This is a genomic window from Bradyrhizobium sp. S3.12.5, from assembly GCF_040548225.1.
Classification (GTDB): Bacteria; Pseudomonadota; Alphaproteobacteria; order Rhizobiales; family Xanthobacteraceae; genus Bradyrhizobium; species Bradyrhizobium cytisi.
This window is the reverse complement of the sequence record NZ_JBEPRF010000023.1, coordinates 19,667-41,534: the sequence shown is the minus strand read 5'-3', so window position 1 is coordinate 41,534 and position 21,868 is coordinate 19,667. Positions and strand designations below refer to the sequence as shown.

20 protein-coding genes and 3 pseudogenes are annotated in these 21,868 nt (G+C 62.3%); 15 read left to right on the top strand and 8 right to left on the bottom strand.

Annotated features, from left to right (window positions below; all coding sequences use genetic code 11):
- Positions 1-130: 130 nt before the first annotated feature.
- Positions 131-958, bottom strand: a complete 828-nt coding sequence (locus tag ABIC09_RS28830) for a polysaccharide deacetylase family protein (protein ID WP_502917710.1) — start codon at positions 956-958, stop codon at positions 131-133.
- Positions 959-1,468: 510 nt separating this feature from the next.
- On the opposite strand from ABIC09_RS28830, the pseudogene ABIC09_RS28825 reads away from it, so the two are divergent.
- From ABIC09_RS28825 to ABIC09_RS28760, 14 genes and pseudogenes are all read left to right on the top strand, one after another.
- Positions 1,469-1,687: pseudogene (locus ABIC09_RS28825) on the top strand (CopG family transcriptional regulator); the annotation flags it as partial.
- An 864-nt stretch (positions 1,688-2,551) separates the two neighbouring features.
- Entirely contained in the window at positions 2,552-2,989 is a 438-nt protein-coding gene (locus tag ABIC09_RS28820; protein WP_354111360.1) for a hypothetical protein, read from the top strand.
- Positions 2,990-3,295: 306 nt separating this feature from the next.
- A complete protein-coding gene (trbB, locus tag ABIC09_RS28815; protein ID WP_354111421.1) occupies positions 3,296-4,216 on the top strand; it encodes a P-type conjugative transfer ATPase TrbB in 921 nt (306 codons plus the stop codon).
- Positions 4,213-4,539: a TrbC/VirB2 family type IV secretion system protein gene (locus ABIC09_RS28810; protein WP_354111359.1), complete on the top strand. Its 327-nt coding sequence runs from the start codon at positions 4,213-4,215 to the stop codon at positions 4,537-4,539. Before trbB ends, ABIC09_RS28810 begins: the two co-directional genes overlap by 4 nt.
- The gene (locus tag ABIC09_RS28805) at positions 4,539-4,802 is read left to right on the top strand and encodes a VirB3 family type IV secretion system protein (protein WP_007600323.1); all 264 of its coding nucleotides are present in this window, start codon (positions 4,539-4,541) and stop codon (positions 4,800-4,802) included. Before ABIC09_RS28810 ends, ABIC09_RS28805 begins: the two co-directional genes overlap by 1 nt.
- Positions 4,803-4,812: 10 nt before the next feature.
- The gene (gene trbE / locus ABIC09_RS28800) at positions 4,813-7,254 is read left to right on the top strand and encodes a conjugal transfer protein TrbE (RefSeq protein ID WP_354111358.1); all 2,442 of its coding nucleotides are present in this window, start codon (positions 4,813-4,815) and stop codon (positions 7,252-7,254) included.
- On the top strand, positions 7,251-7,985 hold the full coding sequence (trbJ, locus tag ABIC09_RS28795) for a P-type conjugative transfer protein TrbJ (RefSeq protein ID WP_354111357.1): 735 nt from the start codon (positions 7,251-7,253) through the stop codon (positions 7,983-7,985). Before trbE ends, trbJ begins: the two co-directional genes overlap by 4 nt.
- Positions 7,985-8,356, top strand: a complete 372-nt coding sequence (gene trbK-alt, locus ABIC09_RS28790; protein WP_354111356.1) for a putative entry exclusion protein TrbK-alt — start codon at positions 7,985-7,987, stop codon at positions 8,354-8,356. The genes trbJ and trbK-alt overlap by 1 nt, the downstream gene beginning before the upstream one ends.
- Before the next feature lie 3 nt (positions 8,357-8,359).
- Positions 8,360-9,595, top strand: a complete 1,236-nt coding sequence (trbL, locus tag ABIC09_RS28785) for a P-type conjugative transfer protein TrbL (RefSeq protein WP_354111355.1) — start codon at positions 8,360-8,362, stop codon at positions 9,593-9,595.
- 44 nt (positions 9,596-9,639) lie between these two features.
- Complete coding sequence (gene trbF / locus ABIC09_RS28780; protein ID WP_354111354.1) at positions 9,640-10,320, top strand: conjugal transfer protein TrbF; 681 nt, start codon at positions 9,640-9,642, stop codon at positions 10,318-10,320.
- 2 nt (positions 10,321-10,322) lie between these two features.
- Positions 10,323-11,297: a P-type conjugative transfer protein TrbG gene (trbG, locus tag ABIC09_RS28775; RefSeq protein WP_354111353.1), complete on the top strand. Its 975-nt coding sequence runs from the start codon at positions 10,323-10,325 to the stop codon at positions 11,295-11,297.
- Positions 11,294-12,499 (top strand): TraB/TrbI/VirB10 family type IV secretion system protein, encoded by a 1,206-nt coding sequence (locus ABIC09_RS28770; protein WP_502917709.1) that lies wholly within the window; start codon positions 11,294-11,296, stop codon positions 12,497-12,499. The genes trbG and ABIC09_RS28770 overlap by 4 nt, the downstream gene beginning before the upstream one ends.
- 5 nt (positions 12,500-12,504) lie before the next feature.
- Positions 12,505-12,621, top strand: a pseudogene (locus ABIC09_RS28765) (DUF2274 domain-containing protein); the annotation flags it as partial.
- A gap of 35 nt (positions 12,622-12,656) precedes the next feature.
- Positions 12,657-12,953, top strand: a complete 297-nt coding sequence (locus tag ABIC09_RS28760) for a DUF2274 domain-containing protein (RefSeq protein WP_354111352.1) — start codon at positions 12,657-12,659, stop codon at positions 12,951-12,953.
- On the opposite strand, the gene ABIC09_RS28755 is transcribed toward ABIC09_RS28760, so the two are convergent.
- The 4 genes from ABIC09_RS28755 to ABIC09_RS28740 all read right to left on the bottom strand — a co-directional run bounded on the left by ABIC09_RS28755 (position 12,884) and on the right by ABIC09_RS28740 (position 18,745).
- On the bottom strand, positions 12,884-13,330 hold the full coding sequence (locus ABIC09_RS28755) for a hypothetical protein (protein ID WP_354111351.1): 447 nt from the start codon (positions 13,328-13,330) through the stop codon (positions 12,884-12,886). The genes ABIC09_RS28760 and ABIC09_RS28755 overlap by 70 nt on opposite strands.
- Complete coding sequence (locus ABIC09_RS28750) at positions 13,327-15,480, bottom strand: hypothetical protein (RefSeq protein WP_354111350.1); 2,154 nt, start codon at positions 15,478-15,480, stop codon at positions 13,327-13,329. Before ABIC09_RS28750 ends, ABIC09_RS28755 begins: the two co-directional genes overlap by 4 nt.
- Complete coding sequence (locus ABIC09_RS28745; RefSeq protein WP_354111349.1) at positions 15,477-17,138, bottom strand: hypothetical protein; 1,662 nt, start codon at positions 17,136-17,138, stop codon at positions 15,477-15,479. The genes ABIC09_RS28750 and ABIC09_RS28745 overlap by 4 nt, the downstream gene beginning before the upstream one ends.
- A 155-nt stretch (positions 17,139-17,293) precedes the next feature.
- Positions 17,294-18,745 carry a tyrosine-type recombinase/integrase gene (locus ABIC09_RS28740; protein ID WP_354111348.1) on the bottom strand — a complete coding sequence of 484 codons (1,452 nt, stop codon included), beginning with the start codon at positions 18,743-18,745 and terminating at the stop codon, positions 17,294-17,296.
- Between the two features lie 266 nt (positions 18,746-19,011).
- On the opposite strand from ABIC09_RS28740, the pseudogene ABIC09_RS28735 reads away from it, so the two are divergent.
- Positions 19,012-19,158: pseudogene (locus ABIC09_RS28735) on the top strand (DUF2274 domain-containing protein); the annotation flags it as partial.
- On the opposite strand, the gene ABIC09_RS28730 reads toward ABIC09_RS28735, so the two are convergent.
- The 3 genes from ABIC09_RS28730 to ABIC09_RS28720 form a co-directional block, all read right to left on the bottom strand.
- Positions 19,131-20,084, bottom strand: coding sequence for a LysR family transcriptional regulator (locus ABIC09_RS28730; RefSeq protein ID WP_354111347.1), 954 nt, complete (start codon positions 20,082-20,084; stop codon positions 19,131-19,133). The pseudogene ABIC09_RS28735 and the gene ABIC09_RS28730 sit on opposite strands and share 28 nt — an antisense overlap.
- A 72-nt stretch (positions 20,085-20,156) precedes the next feature.
- A complete protein-coding gene (locus ABIC09_RS28725; protein ID WP_354111346.1) occupies positions 20,157-20,789 on the bottom strand; it encodes an acyl-homoserine-lactone synthase in 633 nt (210 codons plus the stop codon).
- A gap of 93 nt (positions 20,790-20,882) precedes the next feature.
- Positions 20,883-21,605, bottom strand: a complete 723-nt coding sequence (locus ABIC09_RS28720) for a LuxR family transcriptional regulator (RefSeq protein ID WP_502917713.1) — start codon at positions 21,603-21,605, stop codon at positions 20,883-20,885.
- Between the last annotated feature and the right edge of the window lie 263 nt (positions 21,606-21,868).

The window sequence follows — 21,868 nt, the reverse complement described above, 5'->3', positions numbered from 1 at the left end:
GCGCAACCGATATCCCGCTGCCGGATTCTTGGCTGCCCGTCTAATCCTCCGAGGTAAATCGGACTGTCGGTCTGAAGCTGATCATACCTTGCTGACCACCCAGAATGACGCGCGAAGCGGCGCCGCCAGGTTACGGCATGATCGGCATCATCGGTTCGACTTCGGCGTTCCTTTGGCTCGGGGCATCCGGCACAAGATGCACGATCCGATATCCGTTCTCGTGCAGATAGTGCAGAAAGGCCGGCATCATTGCCGCCGTTCGGGCCTGGGCGTCGTGCAGCAGAATGATGCCCTTTCTTGCTGTCTCAAGCCGTTCGATCACGTTCCTCAATTCTTGGTCTGGCGTTATGTCTTCCCAGTCGTTCGCCCAAACGTCAGCTCCGAACACAACGATCCCGTGCGACTGCAAGAGCTTGAGTGTGGCAGGGGTCGAGTCGAAATAGGGAAACCGGAAGAAGGGCGTTGAGGGAGTGTTCGCCGAGACCTTATCGAGCGCCATTTCATCAGCGGCAATGCCACGATCGATGTCCTCTTTCGCCTGCTCGAACGTAATCTTCGACATCATCGGATGCGACCAGCTATGGTGCGCAATGGTGTGGCCCCCGGCGGCGATGCGGCGGACGAGCTCGGGAAATTCTGCGGAGGAGATACCGACCAAGAAGAACGCGGCTCTCACGCATTCCTCCGCGAGCGCCGCCAGTACCTTTTCCGTGGTCGGCTGTCGCGGCCCGTCGTCGAAGGTTAGGACGACCTCATGGTCCGCCAGAGGAAGCGTTTCCGCAAAGCTGTTCAATCCGACGCGCGGATAGGTCTTCGCATTGACCGCGAGCTCGCGCGACGTGCCGAGCACATTCTGCTGTGGGCAGTCGGACGCGTTTATCACAACCATGCCGCAGAGCATCACCGTCGTAGCTCCGGCAAGCCGCGAGGCCAATCTGTGCAGGCGCATCCTTGTCATTGCGCGCTGCCGTGATTGTCAGGTGAACCCACTGTCACGTCGCGGTGCGATAGCCTCATGAGATATCAGGTCCCTCGGAAGCGGAGAGCCTAGCCGCGCGAGTTAGGCTCCTTCCCGCGCGATCGTCAGAAAGCCTCGATCGCATTGAACGGTACTTCATTGTTTTCGGTAGCGATCTGTTATTCCCGCAGAGTTCTGGAAAGTGTACGAGTTTCCAAGGCGGATCCTTTCCAGAAACGAATTGCCCCTTCACATTATGGGATGTGCTTAGGCGTTGTTTTGCTTACCAATGATCTCTCGCGCACAAAATCGGCTTTTTGGTACGATCCGTACGGTTTGGTTCGATCAATTCGTGGCCGCAGCACTGCCGATTCGGGCGTTCGACCCAGGTCGCGGTCTTCCTCTCATCCGCCGATCTCTGCGCTGGGACGCGCGGGACTGCGACGTGCGCGCGATTGTTGTTGTGCGCGGGTGTAGATGGGCGGCGAGATCCCCAACTCATGTCGGTGACAAAGGTCATTTGGCATCTCGCTTGAGATCCTCGCGCTCTTCATCCGGTGCTGGCTGACCTCAACTCCGGCCTTGCCGGAGCATTCGAGCCCAGCCGCCCGTGCTAAGGGTGGCGAGCGCTATGACCGCTTCGTCGAGGCGCTCGGAAGGCGACTTGCAGGATCCAAGGTCCTGAAAGAGGTGAGCATGGACGTGCAGACTTCCGACAAGCCCGAGTAAGCAGGCTGCGCGCCTTCGATGCTTCTCTGGCAAACGGGCGGAGGTGCCGTGCGGAGTCAGACAAGTTGCCTGCAACCGGCAGCCCGTCGCGAGGTGCAAGGGATGGGCGCCTCACTTTAGACCTCAGAGCCGGCGGCTCGCAAATGGCATGGGCTGATAAAGCCGGCTTCGTCTTCAAGCCGCCGCGTCTTTCTTTGGCTGTGCCAGACTACGACGAAGATGTTGGTGCAGTTGAAGCGACGTTCCGATTGGCCCCTCTGTTACCACCATCGCTGGGGCGACTCATCCGTTTCTATCCGATATCCACGCCGCGCGTGAAGCGGCCGTGCGCGGGTTCGTGCGGTCACAACCGCGAAGCCCAGAGAAGATGCAAGTCGATGAGCCTGGACGCGAAGCCACCTCGAATGTCACTCAAGCCGATAGTGATGCGCATCCGAGTTTGAACGAAGGACATGTCGGGCCTGAAAATCATTGTCCGCTGGTTTCGGAGAGAACGGACGACCCTCATCGACGGCTTCATGATCATGCCAGGGTCATTGGGGGCCGTCACCGCAACAGCACCCAGCCAGGTGCTCCTGGATTGGATGGGCTGGCGCGCTCGTTCGAGACGCTGGCCGCGGCAACTGCGCTTGCTGCCAGTTCGATCTATGTCGTGGTTCCCGAGCGGACCGTACGCCCACAGGGCAGCGGGAAGCTTGTTACTCTGAGAACTGTCTATTCCGATGCCCGTTTCTGGAGAATTGCGCCTCTATCTGTGACCTGCATCGGGTCCGCAAACGGCTAGATCGAGCAAGTCTCGTCACACAGCCGTTCGTGATGGAGCCCCTTTAGTCTCGGCGCGCTGGTTTTGGGTGCCCTTGCCAATTGGTGCGCCGTCGCGGCAAGAAAACGGAGGCTCTGTTCGGGTTGGTCGCGGCGTGGCTGATTGTGGCCGAGCTTGTGCTGATCCCGCATCCGCCCTGGCCGTCCCTCCCGCCGTGGTGCGTCGTGTCGGTCGCGGGATCAGCTACCACTCTGACCTCCGCCATCGTGGGGATTATTTCCCACCTGCTCGTGGCGCGCGCGAACGGACGGTCTGGACGTCCTGTAATTTGGCAGAGCTTTGTGCAGTACGGGACGGGACTGATCCTGGAACAGTGGCCGCGGGCACTTCCGATGATTGCCTACCGGATCGCTTCGCTGCAAACCCCTGTGCTCCAATTGGTGGCACTACCCCGGTTTGCCAATTCCTGGCCTGCAGGCCGGGAACGAAAGGTGGGCTTCGGTCGGACGCCAAACGGCGCGTGGCTGGAGCTTGTTTGAGGCTGTTGTTCGACCAGCCGAGTTTGGGCATCCTGGAGCCGGATGAACATGGGGGAGTGGTGAGGTCAGCCTGCTGCCGGGTTGATGTCGCGGATCCCGTTTTCGGCGCGTCCCGGGCAATCTTTCCCGACCTTTCTTCTTCTACGCCAGGCTACGATCCATCCGATCCCATTGTTGCGATAGCGTGAGTTCTGCCTTTTGTAGCTTCCCCATGTGAGGCCGCTGACGCCAGCGGCCTCGATCAACTGGGGGGCAGTCGTGGCAATCCATTCATTTCATTCGGAAGCCGAGTTGCGCGGGGCGCGCATGCTGCGCACGGCGTTGGGTCCGGCTATCGCAGGCTTTCTGGAAGATCCGTCGATCGTTGAGGTGATGCTGAACCCCGATGGCCGGCTGTGGATCGATAGGCTGTCGAGCGGCCTTACCGATACCGGCGAGAGTCTATCAGCTGCCGACGGCGAGCGAATTGTCCGGCTGGTCGCACACTATGTGGGCGCTGAGGTTCATGCCGGCTCGCCCCGAATCTCGGCTGAGCTGCCGGAAACGGGAGAGCGTTTCGAAGGTTTGCTGCCGCCGGTCGTCGCCGCGCCGGCCTTCGCAATCCGCAAACCCGCGGTCGCCGTGTTTGGGCTGGACGACTATGTCGCTGCCGGCATCATGAACTTGGAGCAGGCGAACGCGCTTCGTGATGCGGTCGCCACTCGCAAGAACATCCTGGTCGCGGGCGGCACATCCACGGGCAAGACGACGCTGACGAACGCGCTTCTGGCGGAAGTGGCCAAAGGTTCGGATCGCGTCGTTCTCATCGAAGATACGCGGGAGCTTCAGTGCACGGCGCCGAACCTCGTGGCGCTGCGGACCAAGGATGGCGTCGTCTCGCTGTCCGAACTTGTGCGGTCGTCGCTTCGCCTGCGCCCTGATCGTATCCCGATTGGCGAGGTGCGCGGGGCCGAGGCGCTCGATCTGCTCAAAGCCTGGGGGACTGGACATCCCGGCGGTGTCGGCACGATTCACGCTGGCACCGCGCTTGGCGCGCTCCGCCGGCTCGAGCAGCTCATCCAGGAGGCCGTCGTAACGGTCCCGCGCGCGCTGATCGCCGAGACCATCAACGTCATCGCCGTGCTCTCTGGCCGTGGTGCCGAACGGCGTTTGAGCGAACTCGCTTCTGTCACCGGGCTTGGCTCATCAGGCGACTACACCCTTTCGAAAATCGGAGATCAGTCATGAACCTACGATCATCTCTCGGGCGAGGTTTCACGTCAGTTGCGGCATTCGCTTGTCTGTACCTGGTGAGTAGCACGGCCTGGGCCGCCGGCTCGAACATGCCCTGGGAGCAGCCGCTCAACCAGATCCTGCAATCGGTCGAAGGACCCGTCGCCAAGATCATCGCGGTCATCATCATCATCGTGACAGGTCTTTCGCTCGCATTCGGCGACACATCGGGCGGCTTCCGGCGGCTGATCCAGATCGTGTTTGGTCTGTCGATCGCATTTGCCGCCTCGAGCTTCTTCCTGTCGTTCTTCTCGTTCGGCGGCGGGGTGGTGATCTGATGGATGAGCCAGTCCCGGGCTTTGTCGCCCCTGTCCACCGTGCGCTGACCGAGCCGATCCTGATGGGTGGTGCACCGCGATCGGTTGCCATTCTCAACGGCACATTGGCTGCAGCACTCGGCCTTGGTCTGCGCTTGTGGCTGGCAGGCCTTCTGCTGGCGTTCATCGGCCACATGGCCGCAGTCTGGGCCGCAAAACGCGATCCGGAATTCGTCGAAGTCGTGCGCCGGCACGTTCGTGTTCCCGGTCACCTCAGCGCTTGAGAATAGTCCCATGATGAATCTTGCCGAATACCGCCGTTCGAATACGCGCCTTGCTGATTTCCTGCCCTGGGCTGCTCTGGTCGACGAGGGAATTGTATTGAACAAGGACGGCTCACTTCAGCGGACGGCGCGGTTCAGGGGACCGGACCTCGACAGTTCCGTGCCGGCTGAGCTTGTTGCGGTCGCAAGCCGGCTGAACAATGCGCTCCGGCGTCTCGGATCGGGCTGGGCGGTTTTCGTCGAGGCGCAACGGCATTCGGCAGGGCGCTATCCGCCCGACATATTCCCGGATGTCGCATCCGCCCTGGTGGATGCGGAGCGGAAAGCGCAATTCGAGGAGGCCGGCAGCCATTATGAATCGAGCTACTACCTGACCTTCCTTTATCTGCCGCCTGCAGAGAGTGCAGCTGTGGCAGAGCGTCTCCTGTACGAGGGCGGCCATCGCAGCGCGGGAGCGGATGCGCGCGAGGTGCTGAGTGGCTTCGTCGACCGGACCAACCGCGTGCTGCAGCTCGTGGAGGGCTTTATGCCAGAATGCGGCTGGCTCGATGACGAGGCAACGCTCACCTACCTGCACTCGACGGTCTCGACCAAGCGGCATCGTGTTCGGGTGCCGGAAATCCCGATGTATCTCGATGCGCTGCTTGCCGATCAGCCGCTGACAGGCGGGCTTGAGCCGATGCTGGGTGACGCGCATGTGCGTGTCCTGACGGTTGTGGGGTTTCCCACGACGACGACGCCCGGGATCCTCGATGATCTCAACCGCCTCGCATTCCCGTACCGCTGGTCCACCCGGGCGATCATGCTGGACAAGACGGATGCTCTAAAGCTCCTGACCAGGATCAGGCGGCAATGGTTTGCCAAGCGCAAGTCGATTGCCGCGATCCTGAAGGAGGTGATGACGAACGAGGCTTCCACGCTTCTGGATACCGACGCCCACAACAAGGCGATGGATGCAGATAGTGCGCTCCAGGAGCTCGGCTCGGATCAGATCGGTGAAGCCTTTGTGACGGCAACCGTCACGGTCTGGGACAGGGATCCGCACGCGGCGGACGAAAAGCTACGCCTCGTTGAAAAGGTGATCCAGGGCCGGGACTTTACCTCCATGACCGAGACAGTGAATGCCGTTGAGGCCTGGCTCGGCAGCCTGCCGGGACAGGTCTATGCAAACGTGCGCCAGCCGCCGGTGTCGACGCTAAATCTCGCCCACATGATCCCGCTCTCTGCGGTCTGGGCGGGAGAGGTGAAAGACCATCATTTCAAGGCGCCTCCGCTGTTATTCGGGAAAACGGAAGTATCGACCCCTTTCCGCTTCTCGCTCCATGTCGGCGATGTCGGACACACTCTGATCGTTGGACCGACCGGCGCCGGCAAATCGGTGCTGCTCGCACTGATGGCACTGCAGTTCCGGCGATATCCGGCCGCTCAGATCTTTGCCTTTGACTTCGGCGGGTCGATCCGCGCGGCGGCGATCGCCATGGGAGGCGACTGGCATGATCTTGGCGGCGCGGTTGGTGGAGACTCGGCAGAATTCGTGGCGCTCCAGCCGCTTGCGCGCATCGACGAAGTCGCGGAGCGCGGTTGGGCAGCCGATTGGATCGCATCGATTCTTGCGCGCGAGCGCATCGAGGTCACGCCCGAGACCAAGGATCATGTCTGGTCGGCCTTGACCTCGCTCGCCTCGGCGCCAGTTCGGGAGCGGACGCTGACGGGCTTGTCCGTTCTTCTGCAATCCAATGCCTTGAAGCGCGCGCTGCAACCCTATTGCCTCGGCGGTCCATTTGAGCAGCTGCTGGATGCCGAGGGTGAGCGGCTGGGAGAGACCTCCGTCCAGGTGTTTGAGACTGACGGGTTGATCGGGACCGGTGTCGCGCCGGCGGTTCTCTCCTATTTGTTCCACCGGATTGAGGATCGCTTCGACGGCCGTCCGACCCTTCTCATCATCGATGAGGGCTGGCTTGCGCTGGACGATGCCGATTTTGCCGGCAAGCTCCGCGAATGGTTGAAGACGCTGCGCAAGAAGAACGCCTCCGTCGTGTTTGCGACCCAGTCGCTGGCCGATATCGATGGCTCCGCAATTGCGCCCGCAATTATCGAGAGCTGCCCGACCCGGATCCTGCTTCCCAATGACCGGGCGATCGAGCCGCAGATCTTAGGCGTCTACCGGCGCTTTGGACTAAATGACCGGCAGATCGAGATCCTCGCCCGCGCGACGCCAAAGCGCGACTACTACTGCCAGTCGCGCCGGGGCAACCGGCTGTTCGAGCTCGGCCTTGGTGAGATCGCGCTGGCTTTTGCGGCCGCGTCGTCCAAGACCGACCAGACTCTCATCGAGCGGGTTCTTGAGGAGCACGGACGAGACGATTTCGTCGCCGGCTGGCTCAAGGCGCGCGACCTCGGCTGGGCCTGCAATCTCATTCCACAGCTTGCCAAGGAAGATGGCTTGTCATGAAACGTCTCCGTCCGCTTCTGGCAGCAAGTATCATCGCAATTAGCCTGACCCAAGCGCCCCGGGAAGGAAAGGCACAGTGGATCGTGTTCGATCCCAACAACTACGTGCAAAATGTGCTGACCGCCGCGCGCGAGCTGCAGCAGATCAACAACCAGATCACCTCGCTGCAAAACCAAGCGCAGATGTTGATCAATCAGGCGAAGAACCTGGCGAGCCTGCCGTACTCGTCCTTGCAGCAGCTCGAGCAATCGATTCAGCGCACGCAGCAGCTGCTCAGTCAAGCGCAGCGGATTGCCTACGACGTCCAGCAAATCGATCGCGCGTTCTCGACAACTTATGCGCCGGCATCCGCAACCATGTCCAATGGGCTCCTCGTCGCCAGCGCCCAGACACGCTGGCAGAATGCGGTTGCCGGGCTGCAGGACGCCATGCGGGTGCAGGCAACCGTCGTCGGCAATCTCGATACCAACCGCACCCAGATGTCGGCCCTGGTCACGGCGAGCCAGGGCGCGTCAGGTGCTCTGCAGGCAAGTCAGGCCGGCAACCAGCTCCTTGCGCTGCAAGCTCAGCAGCTTGCGGACCTCACGGCCACCGTTGCCGCGCAAGGGCGTGCGCAATCGCTCGAAGCCGCGCAAAGAGCAAGTGCCCAGGATCAGGGGAGGGAGCAAATGCGGCGCTTTCTGACCCAGGGTCAGGGCTATCAACCGACAACCGTGCAGATGTTCCACTGATGATGAAGAACAGATTTGAACGGCTGCCGATGGCGGGGGCAGTTTGCCTCACAGTCCTGGTCGTCGCCGCCTGCGCCGTTCGCCTGCGCGGCGACGACAGCGCGACCCAATCTTCCGCCTCGCTCGCTGGGAAGCCCGATCCGACGGCGGCAAAGCTCGAGCAATGCCGCACCGTCACCTACGAGCAGAGAGAGGCTCTGCTCGAATGCGAGAGGATCTGGGCGGAACGGCGCAGCCAGTTCTTGGGGAAAAGCGGATCGGTAGAGGGTGATAGCGGGGTAGGCGCCGCGCCATTTTCCTCCCCGCTGCCGCGTAAGGACGAAAGCCGCCTCCCGTCCCTCTCACCCTCCATTCCAAGCCAAAGCGAGTGAACAATGGGCGGCACCTCCGTCATCGACCAGTTCCTGGAAACCTTCACCCGCTATATCGATTCCGGGTTTGGCCTGGTCGGGGGCGAAGTCGGCTATCTCGCGACGACGTTAGCTGCAATCGACCTCACGCTTGCGGGCCTGTTCTGGTCCCTCGGAAGTGATGAGGAGATTCTTGCCCGGCTTGTCAAAAAAACCTTGTTTGTCGGTGTTTTTGCCTACCTGATCGGCAATTGGAATAGCCTTGCCCGCATCCTCTTCGAGAGCTTTGCTGGTCTTGGCCTCAAAGCCTCGGGCACGAGTCTGTCATCGGCCGATTTCTTGCGGCCAGGCCGGATCGCGCAAGTGGGGCTCGATGCCGGCCGTCCGATCCTGGACTCGATCTCGGGGCTGATGGGCTATGTCAGCTTCTTCGAGAATTTCGTCCAGATCGCGGTCCTGCTGTTCGCCTGGATCGTGGTGCTGCTTGCCTTCTTTATTCTCGCGATCCAGCTCTTCGTGACGTTGATTGAGTTCAAGCTGACGACGCTTGCAGGCTTCGTGCTGATCCCCTTCGGTCTGTTCGGCAAGACCTCCTTTGCGGCCGAACGGGTGCTGGGCAACGTCATCTCCTCCGGCATCAAGGTTTTGGTCCTCGCCGTCATCGTCGGCATTGGATCGACCTTATTCTCGCAGTTCACGGCAGGTTTCGGCGGCAATCAGCCGAGCATCGAGAACGCGATGGCGCTGGTGCTCGGCGCACTTTCCTTGTTGGGGCTCGGCATTTTCGGACCTGGGATTGCCAACGGCATCGTCTCCGGAGGTCCGCAGCTCGGTGCAGGCAGCGCAGTCGGGACGGGACTTGCCGCCGGTGGAGTCGTTGCGGCTGGCGCTGGCCTTGCGGCCGGCGCTGCCGGTCTCGCCGGCGGCGCGATTGCAGGCGCCGCACGCGGTGGAAGCGCGATTGCAAGTGGCACCATGAGCGTGTTTCGGGCGGGGAGTCAGTCCGGCTCCGAGGCGAGCGCGTCCGGTGCTGCAAGCCCCTTGCGCTCGGTCGCAGCTGGTCTTGGTGGAACGGCGAGCAATGCCGGTACGGGGGAAGAGGATTCCTCGAGAGCTTCCGACAGCGCGCCCGCTTGGGTTCGGCGCATGAAGAGAGCGCAGACGATCAGTCATGGCGCATCAGCGGCAACCCACGCGATCCGTTCAGGTGATCACGGAGGCGGCGGCGGATCTGTCGACCTCTCGCAAGAGGATCACTGACGCCTCCTTTCTTTCGAATTCCCGCCATCTCTTGAGGTCAAGCAATGTTCAAACGATCGGCTGTTCACTATGGCCGCACGCCAGAAGCCGTCACTCCCTATCAACGCGCAGCCCAGGTCTGGGATGATCGCATTGGGTCTGCGCGCGTGCAGGCCAAGAACTGGCGCCTGATGGCCTTTGGCTGCCTCTTCTTGTCAGCCGGCTTTGCCGGCGCCCTGGTCTGGCAATCCGCTCACGGGACGATCACGCCCTGGGTGGTCGAGGTCGATCAATTGGGGGAAGCGAAAGCCGTTGCTCCGGCAAACGCCAGCTATCAACCGACCGATCCGCAAGTAGCCTTTCACCTGGCGCGCTTCATCGAGCATGTGCGCGGCCTGCCGATGGACGCCATTGTCCTGCGCAAAAACTGGCTCCGCGCCTACGACTTTACGACCGATCGCGGCGCCGTTGCGCTGAATGACTATGCACGCAACAACGATCCATTCGCCAAGCTCGGTAAGACGCAAGTGGCGATCGAGGTCTCGAGCGTCATCCGGGCTTCCCCTGAGAGCTTTCGCCTGGCCTGGGTCGAGCGCCGCTTCGACAACGGTCAGCTAGCCGCAACCGAGCGGTGGAGCGCGATCGTCAGCATCATCGTGGAGATGCCTCGCGATCTCGATCGCCTGCGCAAAAATCCCCTTGGGATTTACGTGAACGCCATCAACTGGTCGAAGGAGCTGGGTTAGCAATGCCGTCAGGTCTCGTTATTGCGTCACAGAGGGTCCGCCCGCGCCTGGTTCTGGCTCTCGTCATTGGTGTGTCCACCCTTGGCGGGTGCACCACGTTCAAGCCGCCGCAAATCAGTTACGATAGCGATGTCCCGCCGGCTCCAGATCTGCCGGCGCTTGCCGACGATCGGCCGCGGCCGCTGCATGTGCCACCGGCCTGGAAGGCGGCGCGCGGCGGCAAGAACGCGGAAGCCAAGGAGCCGATTGAACGGATTGAGACCGCGAATGACGCCGCACGTGTGCAGCCACGAAAGGCTGGCTACTTCAATGCAGTGCAGGTGTTTTCGTACAGTCCGGGCGCTCTCTATCAGGTCTATGCCGCGCCAGGGCAGATCACCGACATCGCCTTGGAGGCCGGCGAGCAACTGATCGGGGCGGGACCAGTTGCCGCGGGTGATACCGTGCGTTGGGTGGTCGGCGACACCGAAAGCGGCAGCGGCGACACGCGACGCGTGCACATCATGGTGAAGCCGACACGTCCGGCGATCGAGACCAACCTCGTCGTCAACACGGATCGGCGCACTTACCTCATCGAACTCCGCTCGCGGGAAAAGCCCTACATGCCCTCGGTCGCGTGGTTCTATCCGGAGGATCGGCACGCGCGTGGTCGAGCTCTGCCGCCCACACCTGTCATCCCGGATCAGGCGCAGCGCCGTTACCGCTACGCCATCGAGGGAGACAGCCCACCCTGGCGTCCTGTCAATGCCTATGACGATGGGCGCAAGGTCTACATCGAATTTTCGCCGGGCATCGGCCAGGGCGAAATGCCGCCGCTGTTCGTGATCGGGCCTGACGGCAAGACCGAGCTCGTCAACTACCGCGCTTACGGCAATGTCCTGATCGTCGATCGGCTGTTCGCCGCCGCGGAACTGAGGCTGGGCGAGGAGCACCAGCAGAAGATCAGGATCGTGCGAACCGACGGGAGGTCCCTTTGACCGATACTAGCCAGGCGAACGAGGCGGGTAAGGAGGCTCCGCGGGTCAAGCCTCCGCAAGAGATCGCCGAAACCCTGCGGCTTCGACCAGACCGGCCGAAGGTCGCGCGCCTCTCACGCAAAATCCTTGCCGGCGGCAGCGCCCTTGTGCTCGTGCTCATCTCCGGCGCGGTATTCTGGGCCCTGCAGGAGAAGCGATCGCGCACGCAGGCGCCCGAGGAGCTCTACGCGACCGACCACCACAACGTCGCCGATCAGCTTGCAACCCTCCCGAAGGACTACACTGAGATCCCGAAGGACGTGCCGCGGCTGGGGCCGCCTTTACCGGGCGATCTCGGCCGGCCGATCGTCGCAGCACAGGGCTCTTCGACGTCTAGTCCGCTCGGTGTCGATGCCGAACAGCAGCGCGTCAACCAGGAGAGCGAGGCGGCACGTACCAGCAAGGTGTTTGCGAGTACCAATGTCCGCCCACAGGCGCCGGTCGCATCATCGAGCGAAGCCCCTCCAGGCGCAACGCCCTCATCCGACGAAGCGTTTACCCAGAACGCGCAAGACCGCAAGCTTGCTTTTGTCACCGCCTCCGTCGATCGGCGGACGACCAGTCCCGATCGCCTGGTGAAACCAGCCTCGCCCTTCGTGGTCCAGGCGGGGACGGTCATTCCGGCCGCTCTCATTACCGGAATCCGCTCTGACCTGCCTGGCCAGATCACGGCGCAAGTAACGGAAGCGGTGTACGATTCTCCCACCGGACGAGCTCGGCTCATCCCACAAGGAGCAAGGCTGATCGGGACCTATGATAGCCAGGTCGCTTTTGGCCAGTCGCGCGTGCTCCTGGTCTGGACCCGCCTCATCATGCCGAATGGACGGTCGATCGTTCTGGAGCGGCAGCCTGGCGCAGATTCAGCGGGCTACTCTGGCCTCGAAGATGAGGTCGACAACCATTGGAAGGAGCTGTTGGATGCGGCCGCGCTGTCGACGCTGCTCGCCGTCGGCACCGAGGTGAATTCCGGGTCGGACACCGCTAACACCAACAGCAACCTCATTGCTGCGCTCCGCCGCGGAGCAGGGGATTCGATCAATCAGACCGGCCAGCAGGTGGTCCGCCGCAATCTCAACATCCAGCCGACGTTGACGATCCGTCCGGGATTTCCGGTGCGTGTGATCGTCAATCGCGACCTGGTGCTCGAGCCCTACAGAGGATGAGGACGATGGCCAAGCTCAAGCTCGGAGCAATCGAGGACGACAAGCCGATCAAAGTCACACACGAACTGCCAGCGAGCGTCCACCGGGACCTCGTCGCCTATGCCGATTATCTGAACGGTCAACATGTCTCTGTCGCATTTATGAAGGGAGGCGACGAATGGCGGATCTGAAACTTGGCCGCTTGCCGAAAGCCGGTCTCGTCCGCATGACGATCAACATCTCGGGGCCTCTGAAGGAAGAACTCGAGCGCTATGCCGCCGAGCACAGCCGGCTTTATGAGCCGGTCGACGCCGCGACGTTGATCCCACACATGCTCGAGTCCTTCATCCGGTCCGACCGCGGTTACCGGAGCCGGCGCGCGCAATCCGATCGTGGCAAAACTCGTCAACGTAGCGGTGGTCCAGCAAACGCCACGAGCGTCGCGCCGCGCTCCGATTCCGACGGCTCGGCCTGAAGCCGGGCAATCCGTTGCTCCTGCTTGCGCACGAAGAGGCTGAGAACCTGGATATGCTGCGCCATGTGCCGGTTGGATGACCGCAAGGCGCGAAGGTCCTCGGTCTCGCGGCCGCGCAGGACGGCAATCTCGGCTTCAAGTTGGCGGACCCGATCTGCGCTAGATGCGGGACTCTTCACCTCCCGCGGATGCGACGCGATGGCAATCCGGAATCTCTCGAGCAGTTCGGGCGCCCTGTAAAGGGTTGCACGCGAGAGTCCGGCCTCCGATGCCAGGCGGGCGATTGTGAATGTCGCCTGGACGTCGCCGCGGCCTATCAGCCGCGACATGGCGGCCTCAATGGATGAGACCGCGGCGGCGCTGATCGGCTTGGTCATTCCGGTGATCCTTCGAGGAGTGGTGCGATGAGCCGACGCTTGCGCTCGTTGTCCTCTGTCAGGACCTGGCGCTGGAGCGATGAGAGCCGTCGATCCTGGAGCATCTGTTCGCCCTCCATGATTGACGCCTGCCAAGGCGCCAGATGACGGCGCGTCACGCAGGCGTTCGGGCAGCGATCCGGGCGGCAGTGGGACAACGCCGGCACGGTTCGGTCGGTCGTCGCGTTGTCGTGGTCGAGGCAGAGCGCCGTATCGGGATCGAAGAAGCAGTCGGCCAGCAGGCCGACATGGAGCGTGCGCCCGAGATGTCCGAGCATCGACCGCAGCCGCTGCGCATCGACGATCCGGCCTGGCAGGTCGCCGAGCTCGTCGCGGATCCGCGCGAACTCGCTTCGCAGGCGCGCCGCCGCGGGTCCCGCTGGCGGTAGTCCGCGCTTGATCGCTTCCTCATAATGCTCGACCACATCGTCGATCTGGCCGAGCGCGCGTTCCTGCTCGACCTCGCGGCGAAAGCCCGATGGACTGGAGCCGGAATAGCCTTCGAACATGGCGATCGAGGCATGCTTGTACTGAATCTTGCCGGCCACCGTGCCGAACGGCCGGTTGGCGATGTACCAGGCGAGTGTTCTTCGAAACTGACGTGGTGTGAACCACCATGGGCCACCCTCGACATGCGGGATTGCCGGACCCTCGGGCGAGCGAGCGTCGAGATGATCGCGGAGACCGTTGACGAGCCGTATGACGCCTCCGCGCAGCTCCGCTCTATCATCAGCCATCGAGAGCACCTGCCAGATGGTGTCGACGCCGCGTGTCGCCCGTTGTTGCGCGGTCAGGCGCTCCACCACGTCGATTGCGCGCGCCACGGGCGCGATTGTTATCCACTCGGCTTCCTCGCCGCTTGATTCCCGCGCCTTATAGGTGGTGCTTTTGACGCGATGTCGCTCGACGATCCCGTCGGCGCTTCGGCCGAGCGACCAGCAGCCGACGCGCATGGCCTGCAGTTCGCTATCGCGCATGCCAGTCAAGTACGCACAGACGACATAGGCTGCGGCCTGCAACATCCGCTCTTCTTCGACGATGCTGCGGTCGTCGAACCGCTCCCGCCAAGGCAGGCCCGTATCCGGATCGACCGTGACCGTGCTGTCCATGCCGCCGATCTCACCGCCGAGACGCTCGATGGCGCGGTCCAATCGTCCCCGAAGCGCCGGACGAGAAACCAAAAAGCGCTTGTCGCAGCCGAGCTGGAGGGCGATCAGATGAAAGTTGATGCCGGAAACCATCAGGCCTGCCGACTTGCGCCGACCGTCACGGTCGAATGCGGAAGACGGAATGCCGCGTCCGTCCGCGCAACGCCGTCCGATATAAGAGTCGAGCTGATCAATGAGCGGAAGGCTTTGCGCAACTCTGTCGTGCGGACGTACGCCCTGTTCCAGCCGACCGAGATCAGCGCGGGCAGCGAAGATGTCGGCGGCGAACAGATCGACGTACTTCAGCGACCATCGCAGCAATGCACCGATGACCGGCTCCGGAATGCGGGGCGTGCGGTTCTCGCTCGCCATCGGCCGTGGTGGCAGCCCGGCGACCCGCGCCGCAGAACGGCCTCGCCAGGGCCGGCAACAAAAGCCGCCGAGCGTCAGGTATGGCGAATAGCGATCGAGTTCGATCGGCGCGTCGAGCAAATGTGCGATGCGTTCGGCAGTTCGTCCTCGCTCGCGCCGAAGCTCGACGAGAAAAGCGTCAAGCATTGCTTGATCGACCCTGTGCATTGCGAATGTGCCAGCCTGCTGAGCGGCGAAGGCCATGAAGCGGGCGAGATTGGACAGGGCCGTGCGAGCGACCGTGGGGGACATGCGCGCCCGCGTGGGAGATGGCGATGGCTCGTTCAGCCGTGCCCAAATGAACTCCTTGGCGGTCAAACGCTGCAGCGGATCGGTGAGCGACGTGAAGTCGATCACTGTGACGTATTGCGAGACGTTCTCGCGAAAGATCGCGGGGGCGAGATCCCAGCGGTCGTCGCGAAAGTGCGACAAGCGGGTCTCATCGGTACCCGGTTTGAGCGCCATTCTCGTCAGCACCCGTTCGTTGCCGCAGCGCATCTGAGAGGCGATGCCCCAGGTATCGGACGATGGCGCAGGTTGAGTCGCCGTCATGTCGCGCTCGCCTCCGGTGGCAGATAGATGATGCCAGGCGTTGCATCGGTCGCGATGCGCGCGGCGGTCACAACAGCCTTCGGGAAGGCAGGAAGGATCTGATCGCGAATGCGCCGATGGGCGCGGCCGAACTTGGCCTCCCAGTCAGCTTCAGCCAGCGACTCGCGTTGCGCCACCGTAAATGCAAGGAACGCGATCAATGCCGGCAGCTTGCGTGCGGTGATGACGGCGTTGCTGCAATCGAGGCAGCTCCAGAATGGCGACGGACAGGCATCTCCCTTCGCCGTGAATGGACTATCGTAGAAGCTGGCGCATGCCGCGAGCCACAGATCCTGGGCGCCATCGAGAAAGGGGGCGATTGCTTCACCTGCGAGTGTTCCGGGCAGATGGCTGCCGCCTGGATCGAGGCGGATTGCGGCCTCCTCCTTGGGCGTGACGATGCGTGGTTCTGGATCAGGCGCCGGGCGCGTCACCGCGAGCGCATCCTCGAGTGCAGCCGCGATCGTTGCCTCATGCACGCCCTTGAGCGCGGGAATGTCGGCATAGTGCTCCGCTGCTACCTCGACGGAGTGCCCTTGCGCGAACGTCTCGAGCTGGCCACCAGTCTTCACATACCACTCTGCCTTGTAGGTCTTGCGCAGCCGTGAAAGTTCGAGATGCAGGGCGCGGCCCTGGTCGTCGACAAGGCCGTATTGACGCACGAAATAGCGCGGCGTGAAATTGCTCCTCGTCATGCCGCCGATCAGGCCGTGGACACATCCCCAGACCCAAAGCCGATCGGTATCAAGGCGGCGACGGGCTCGGGCAGTGAGCCTGATCGCAAGACGAACGAGGCCACCAGGTGTGGTCGCGCCACCATCACGGACCCTCACGGTCTTCCACTCCGCACCCTGCGAGCGGCGCTTGAAATATGTGATGTCGACGAAACCCTTGGCCGGGTTCTTCAGGCAGTCGGCCTTCAGCTCGCGCAGACACTCGATCTCGAGCCCTGTCCCAAGCGACAGCAGGATGATGAAGGCGACCACGTCGACCGCCGTCAGGTAGAAGCGGGCATGCGTCGCCGGGCAACTCAGGTCGACGCGGCGAGCCGCTCCGTAGTAGATAGCGCGCTGACGCATGTTATCGAAGAGCGGATGCTTTGACGCGACCCAACCGTCCCGATCGATTGCCTCAATGAGCAACTGATAGGGTTCCTCGACGTTGGGATGAAGATCGGCGGGGAGCGTCGGCAGCTTGCCCTCCAGCACGATCCGGCGGGCTGCTTCGACGACCTGCTTGCGCGCAGCGCGCCGGATGCTCGCGGCGACGGCTCCGCTATAGGCGTCGCGCGGACGGCTGTTTTTGTAGGGGTCGAGACTGAGATAGGTGAGCCGCGGCAGAAGCGCGGAAGGCAGCGTGCCCGGCTCCTGCTCCTCCATCCGGCGCAGGAGCAGGATCGGTCGGGAGAGTAGATGGCGACGGTGGATAGCCCCGGCGTAGGTGTGGCGCTTGAGCCAGGCTTCGTAGCGGTCGAAAAGTGTCGGTTCAATCATCGCGACGGTGTCGACAGCTTCGTCGGCGGCATCCAGGAAGTGCAGGAACCGTCGGAGTTGCTCGACATGCACCCGTACTTTGGTGGGTGTGCAGACGACGCCGGGCGTTGTCAGGCTGTCGCGCAATGCTGCGCCGAAGGCGCGGGCGAGCCGCGGCCGCGAGGAATCACTCAAGGTGACGGTGACGCGCTCGCCGCTCTCTACCGGGATCTCGAAGCGGAGCGCGCCGAGCGGCCTGGCGATGGCGGTCTCGGCCGGCGGAAACCTTGCTCGCCTGCCGCTCACGACACATCCTTTGTCGAAGCATCGAGCGCCGCGCCCCAGCGCTCGGCGGCCGCCTCGACGAGAGCGCGGCTCTCCTCCAGGCTATCGAGGTAGATGTAAGTGCTGGCGATGCTGGCATGTCCAAGAAGGCGCTGCAACTTCTGCAGCGGATCGCCAATCATCCGGCGGTAGGCGGCGGAGCCCGGTTCGTCAGGCGGACCATCGGCCAAGACGGCGCCGATCTGTTCGCGGATCAGCATGGAAAGCATGTGGACGGCGAAGGTGTGCCGCAACGCATGTGGGGTGACGTCGAGATCGATGCCGAGAACGCGACACCGCATGCTCGCCCGGCGGAACACCGCGGCCCAGGCAGCCGACGTCATCGGTCGACCCGCTTCGTTCAGCCAGAGGATCATCGGCTCCCCCGACGACGTCACGAGTCGTCTCCGCTCGGTCGGGCTGAGCACATCGAGGCGAACAGAGCGGACTTGGCCGGTGCGGTCGACAAGACCAATCGCGCCACGGGTTGCGTCATCACGAACGACAATCGGATCGGAATCGACATTGCGGAAGTTGGTGAGCGCATTGGCGCGCTCGATCGCCACATAGTCGGCGAGATGATGCAGAAGCCGCGCTGGCAACCTGATCTCTCGCGATCTCCCGCCCTTGGCGATCGAGGGCGGGAGCCGAAATGGGATCGATCTAGGAGCCGATCGGGTCCGATCAAGTGCGGGCAACTCGACGATAAGAAGGCTCGCCGCCTCTTCCAGTCGCAGGCCGGTCGTGACGAGCAGTTCCGCGAACATGGCATTGCGCTCGCCGTGGCGCCCGCTCCATGTCGCATCCTCGCATCCATCGAGCTGGCGGCCCCGCAACCCAACATCCCGGAAAGCAAAGAAATGACCGAGGCCGACGAACCGGAGGTCGCCACGTCGGGCGCCGGCTTCGCGGGCACGGATAGTCCTAACCGGTGCAAATCGTCCGCCGCGAACGCGCCGCCACATCGTACTCGATCCGAATGGCGATGCGGCGATCAGCTCTTCCTCAACTGCCCAGCCGTAAAACTTCTCAAGCGCGGCTACAGCACGATTCCACGAGGCCGCGGAGATCCGATGAGACGGCGCCGACCGGCGACGCGCGGCATGATAGGCTGCGACGTCTTCGCGGTCGGCAAGCCAAATCGACTTCTTGTCTCGACGCTCGGAAAGAAAGCGCATCCAGACCACAAGGTCGCGAGCGTAGGCCCTGAGACTGTTCGCTGAGCGCAGCCCCATGGTGGGACAGGCCCGAAAGAAACGATTGAGATCGAGATCGTAACCGCTGCAATTATCCAGAATGAATGGCATGCCGTCGCTGAGTTCTGTTGTCTCCACCGCCGCGATTGTCTCCGCCGGAAGCTCGTGCGTGACACCATCAACGATTGCTGAGCGGCGCAGCGCCGCGAGATCCGTGAAGTAAAGCTGCGGCATTCTCTCTCCAAAACGGAGCGCCTTCGGCGCAAAGACCTTTATTTAGAAGGCGAGGGGTTCCCCTCGTGCTCTCCCGCTCGCCGCGTGGCAGGGGTGCAGGACTTCGCCTGCACCCCATAGCCAGTTTATGGTGTCGCCGCCGCGTCAAGCGTTGTCCTCGCTTCGCTGCGGGAACGCTTGACCCGGACGTCTGACGAGCTCCATCGGCAACCCTGATGACTGATCCGCATGACATGTCTGAGACACGTGCGTAGAGTCAGGATAACGCCGAAATCCTCGCGCAGGAGACCGCTCAGCCGATTCAGGATCCCGCCAAGCTCATCGCACCCATGTTGGCGCGGTTCATGGCAAGTGACAGGCGCTTTCGGAAGGCTCGACGAGCGGGTCAACCTCCGAGCGGAGGCGAGGGGTAGCGTTCAGAGAGCATTTTGAGGAAGGCAGCGAGGGCAGGGTTTTCGTTGTCGGCTCGCCAGTATGCCGAGAACTCGAAGCGGCTCGGACCCGTGCCGTCGTGCAGCTCTCGGTAGACCAGGCCGGCTAGATTCGCCCCCATGTCGGACTCGAGCGCCAAGCTGATTCCCGTGCTCATGCCGATCAGGCTCTTGATGATCCCGCGGCTGACATCGTGGCGCTCGATTTTAGGGTGATCCTCGGATGGGACGAGCTTGGAAACCAGGAGAGATTCAAACTCGGTTCCAGGATCGTAGTGGCTCAGCAGCACCGTCTCGCCGCGCAGGTCGCTCCAGTGGACAGTTTGGCGGGCGGCGAGAGGATGTTCCTCGGGGAGGACGACCAGAACGCGCTCGCTCCACAGCGGCATGGCTTTGTTGTCCAACAATGGCAAACCCCCTGTGACGATCAGGATGTCGAGCGCGCCGTTGCGAAGTGCCGCTGCCAGACGCGTCCGAGACCGTTCGACCGTCGCAAGTTCTATCTGCGGGAATCGCTGCTTGAAATCGAGCAATGAGGCCTGCAGATCGCCTGCAGAGAGCGATGTGCAGAAGCCGACCGCCAGCCGGCCTGTCTCGCCGTTCTGAATGGAGCTGGCAGTTGCAATGAGTGCGTCGAACTCCTCCAGAATGATCCTCGCCAGGCGGAGAACGCAGCCCCCGGCGGACGTTGGACGCACACCCCCGCTATGGCGCTCGAAAATGGCAATCCCCAAGTGATGTTCGATCTGGTCAATTCTTCGGCTGATGCCCGATTGTTGCGATCCCAGCAGCTCCGCGGCCTGGCGGAAGCTGCCGCAATCGGCCGCAGCAACGGCAGATCTCAGGTGTTTCAGTTCGAGAACTTTGCGGGCTTGAAGAGAAGGTCGTCGTCGACGGAAATTGTGCATCTTGAGGGCTGGAGTGAGAGAGCTTTCCGCGCCAGTGTGCAGCGGGCTGCGAGTTGTACTTGCATCCAACGCCTACGCGGCAGCTCCGATGACTGGAGCCCAGAGCACTGGACCTGAGATGCGCCCCGCCCTGCGGATGCGCTCCAGCGCATCGGTCGATACCTCCAGGTAGCCGGCAACAGCCGTGGTGTTTCCGAGTGGCCGAGATTTTCCGATCGGGCATAGAGGCCATCCGGCGCGCCGAAGAATGCGCTCCATGCGGGCGTCGGTGACAGTGACGATCCTGTCGAGTTGAAGGGAGAGGCCGAATTCGATCATCGCTGCAAAGAGTTCGTAAGTCGCGGCAGCAAGTCCGCCACTCGCCTTCGGCGCGTCTGGAGAAATGTCGAGTGCAAAACGGCTGCTCTCCCAAATCTTCTCGCTCCTGGGCGCCGGCTGTCCGTCCAGAAGAATTGGAAAGGTGTCTCTCAGCATGGTAGGGCCAGTCGAGGGGAGAAGACGGACGCAACCCTGAAGCCGTCCTTCGAACGACCGGAGCAGCAAGTGCACCGGCCGAACCACGTCGAACTCGTCGACTTCCTTATCGCCGCTCACTTGGACGTCCCAGTCGAGACGCTGTTTGAACACCCGATAGCGCAGCCGGTGCATCTCGGCCAGATCATCGACGAACTCGCCGTAATACTCCGGCTTGATGAGCAGCATCATTGTGGGCTCCCCTCCTTTGTCTCGGAAAGCAAAGCAGAAGCCGACGCAAGTGTATCCTGTGCAGGTACACAGGTGCTGATGGATTTACGTCAATTATTTTCGTGAGTTTGCTTCGGCTAGGCGGGCGACGGCCTGGCAAATCGTACGAACACCGAGCTTCGCTCGGACGTTGTCCAAATGAAATGCAGCGGTTCGCCGCGAGATCCCGAGAATGATCCCGATGTCCCCAATGGATTTGCCGCGCGAAGACCATTCGAGACACTCGAACTCGCGCGGGGACAACGACACGCCATCGACTATGCGATTTGGCGAGAATATTGGTCGGGCATGCGCATGGAAGTACCAGGCGATCACTTCCAGAACATCGGCGCCCTTGCTTATCGAGCGCTCGAATCCGACTCGCCGCCCGTCGGTCGCAAACGTCACGATCGCGATTTCACCTCTGTTGTCGTGGATTGGTATCGTAAATCCATATCGAATGCCGAATCTGCTGGCTTCTTCGAAAACTTCGCGCTCGGATTCCGAGCGGACTTGCGGTCCGAACCCGAGACCCCATCGAAACGGTCGAGTATGGTGGATCGCCCGATGAACCACAGGATCGAAGGCTTGATACTTGCGGCGCAGATAGTGTGCAGTCCAGGAGGGCGGATATGTCGAAATCAGCTTGGGGCTACCGCCTGATTTGGGAGGTAGACGCAGATAGGCAAATAGCGACAAGTTGAGCGCATTGGCGACATCCGCCATGCTCTGCTGCAGAGCATCATGGTCTCTGCCTTCGGTCAGTCGATCGATAAAGTGTTGAATGGCGCGGTTCATCGTGAATGAAGACAACGGGTCCACCAGCTTCGATGTGCTACCTCCGGATGTGTCGTCTCTGCAAGCGCCTCGTCTTTCAAAGTGGTCGAAGCAAGTTCCCGGGTCAGCGCCGGCACATGGCGGGGCTGGCACGCCTCGACGGACTTGCGGCGGCCCGAACACGGGCAGATACCGCATTGGCAATTCCAATCCGGTATCGATGCCTCCGAAATTGGTATTGGCCTCACGGCCGATGATTGCGCGAATTCTTCGAGGTTTCCTGG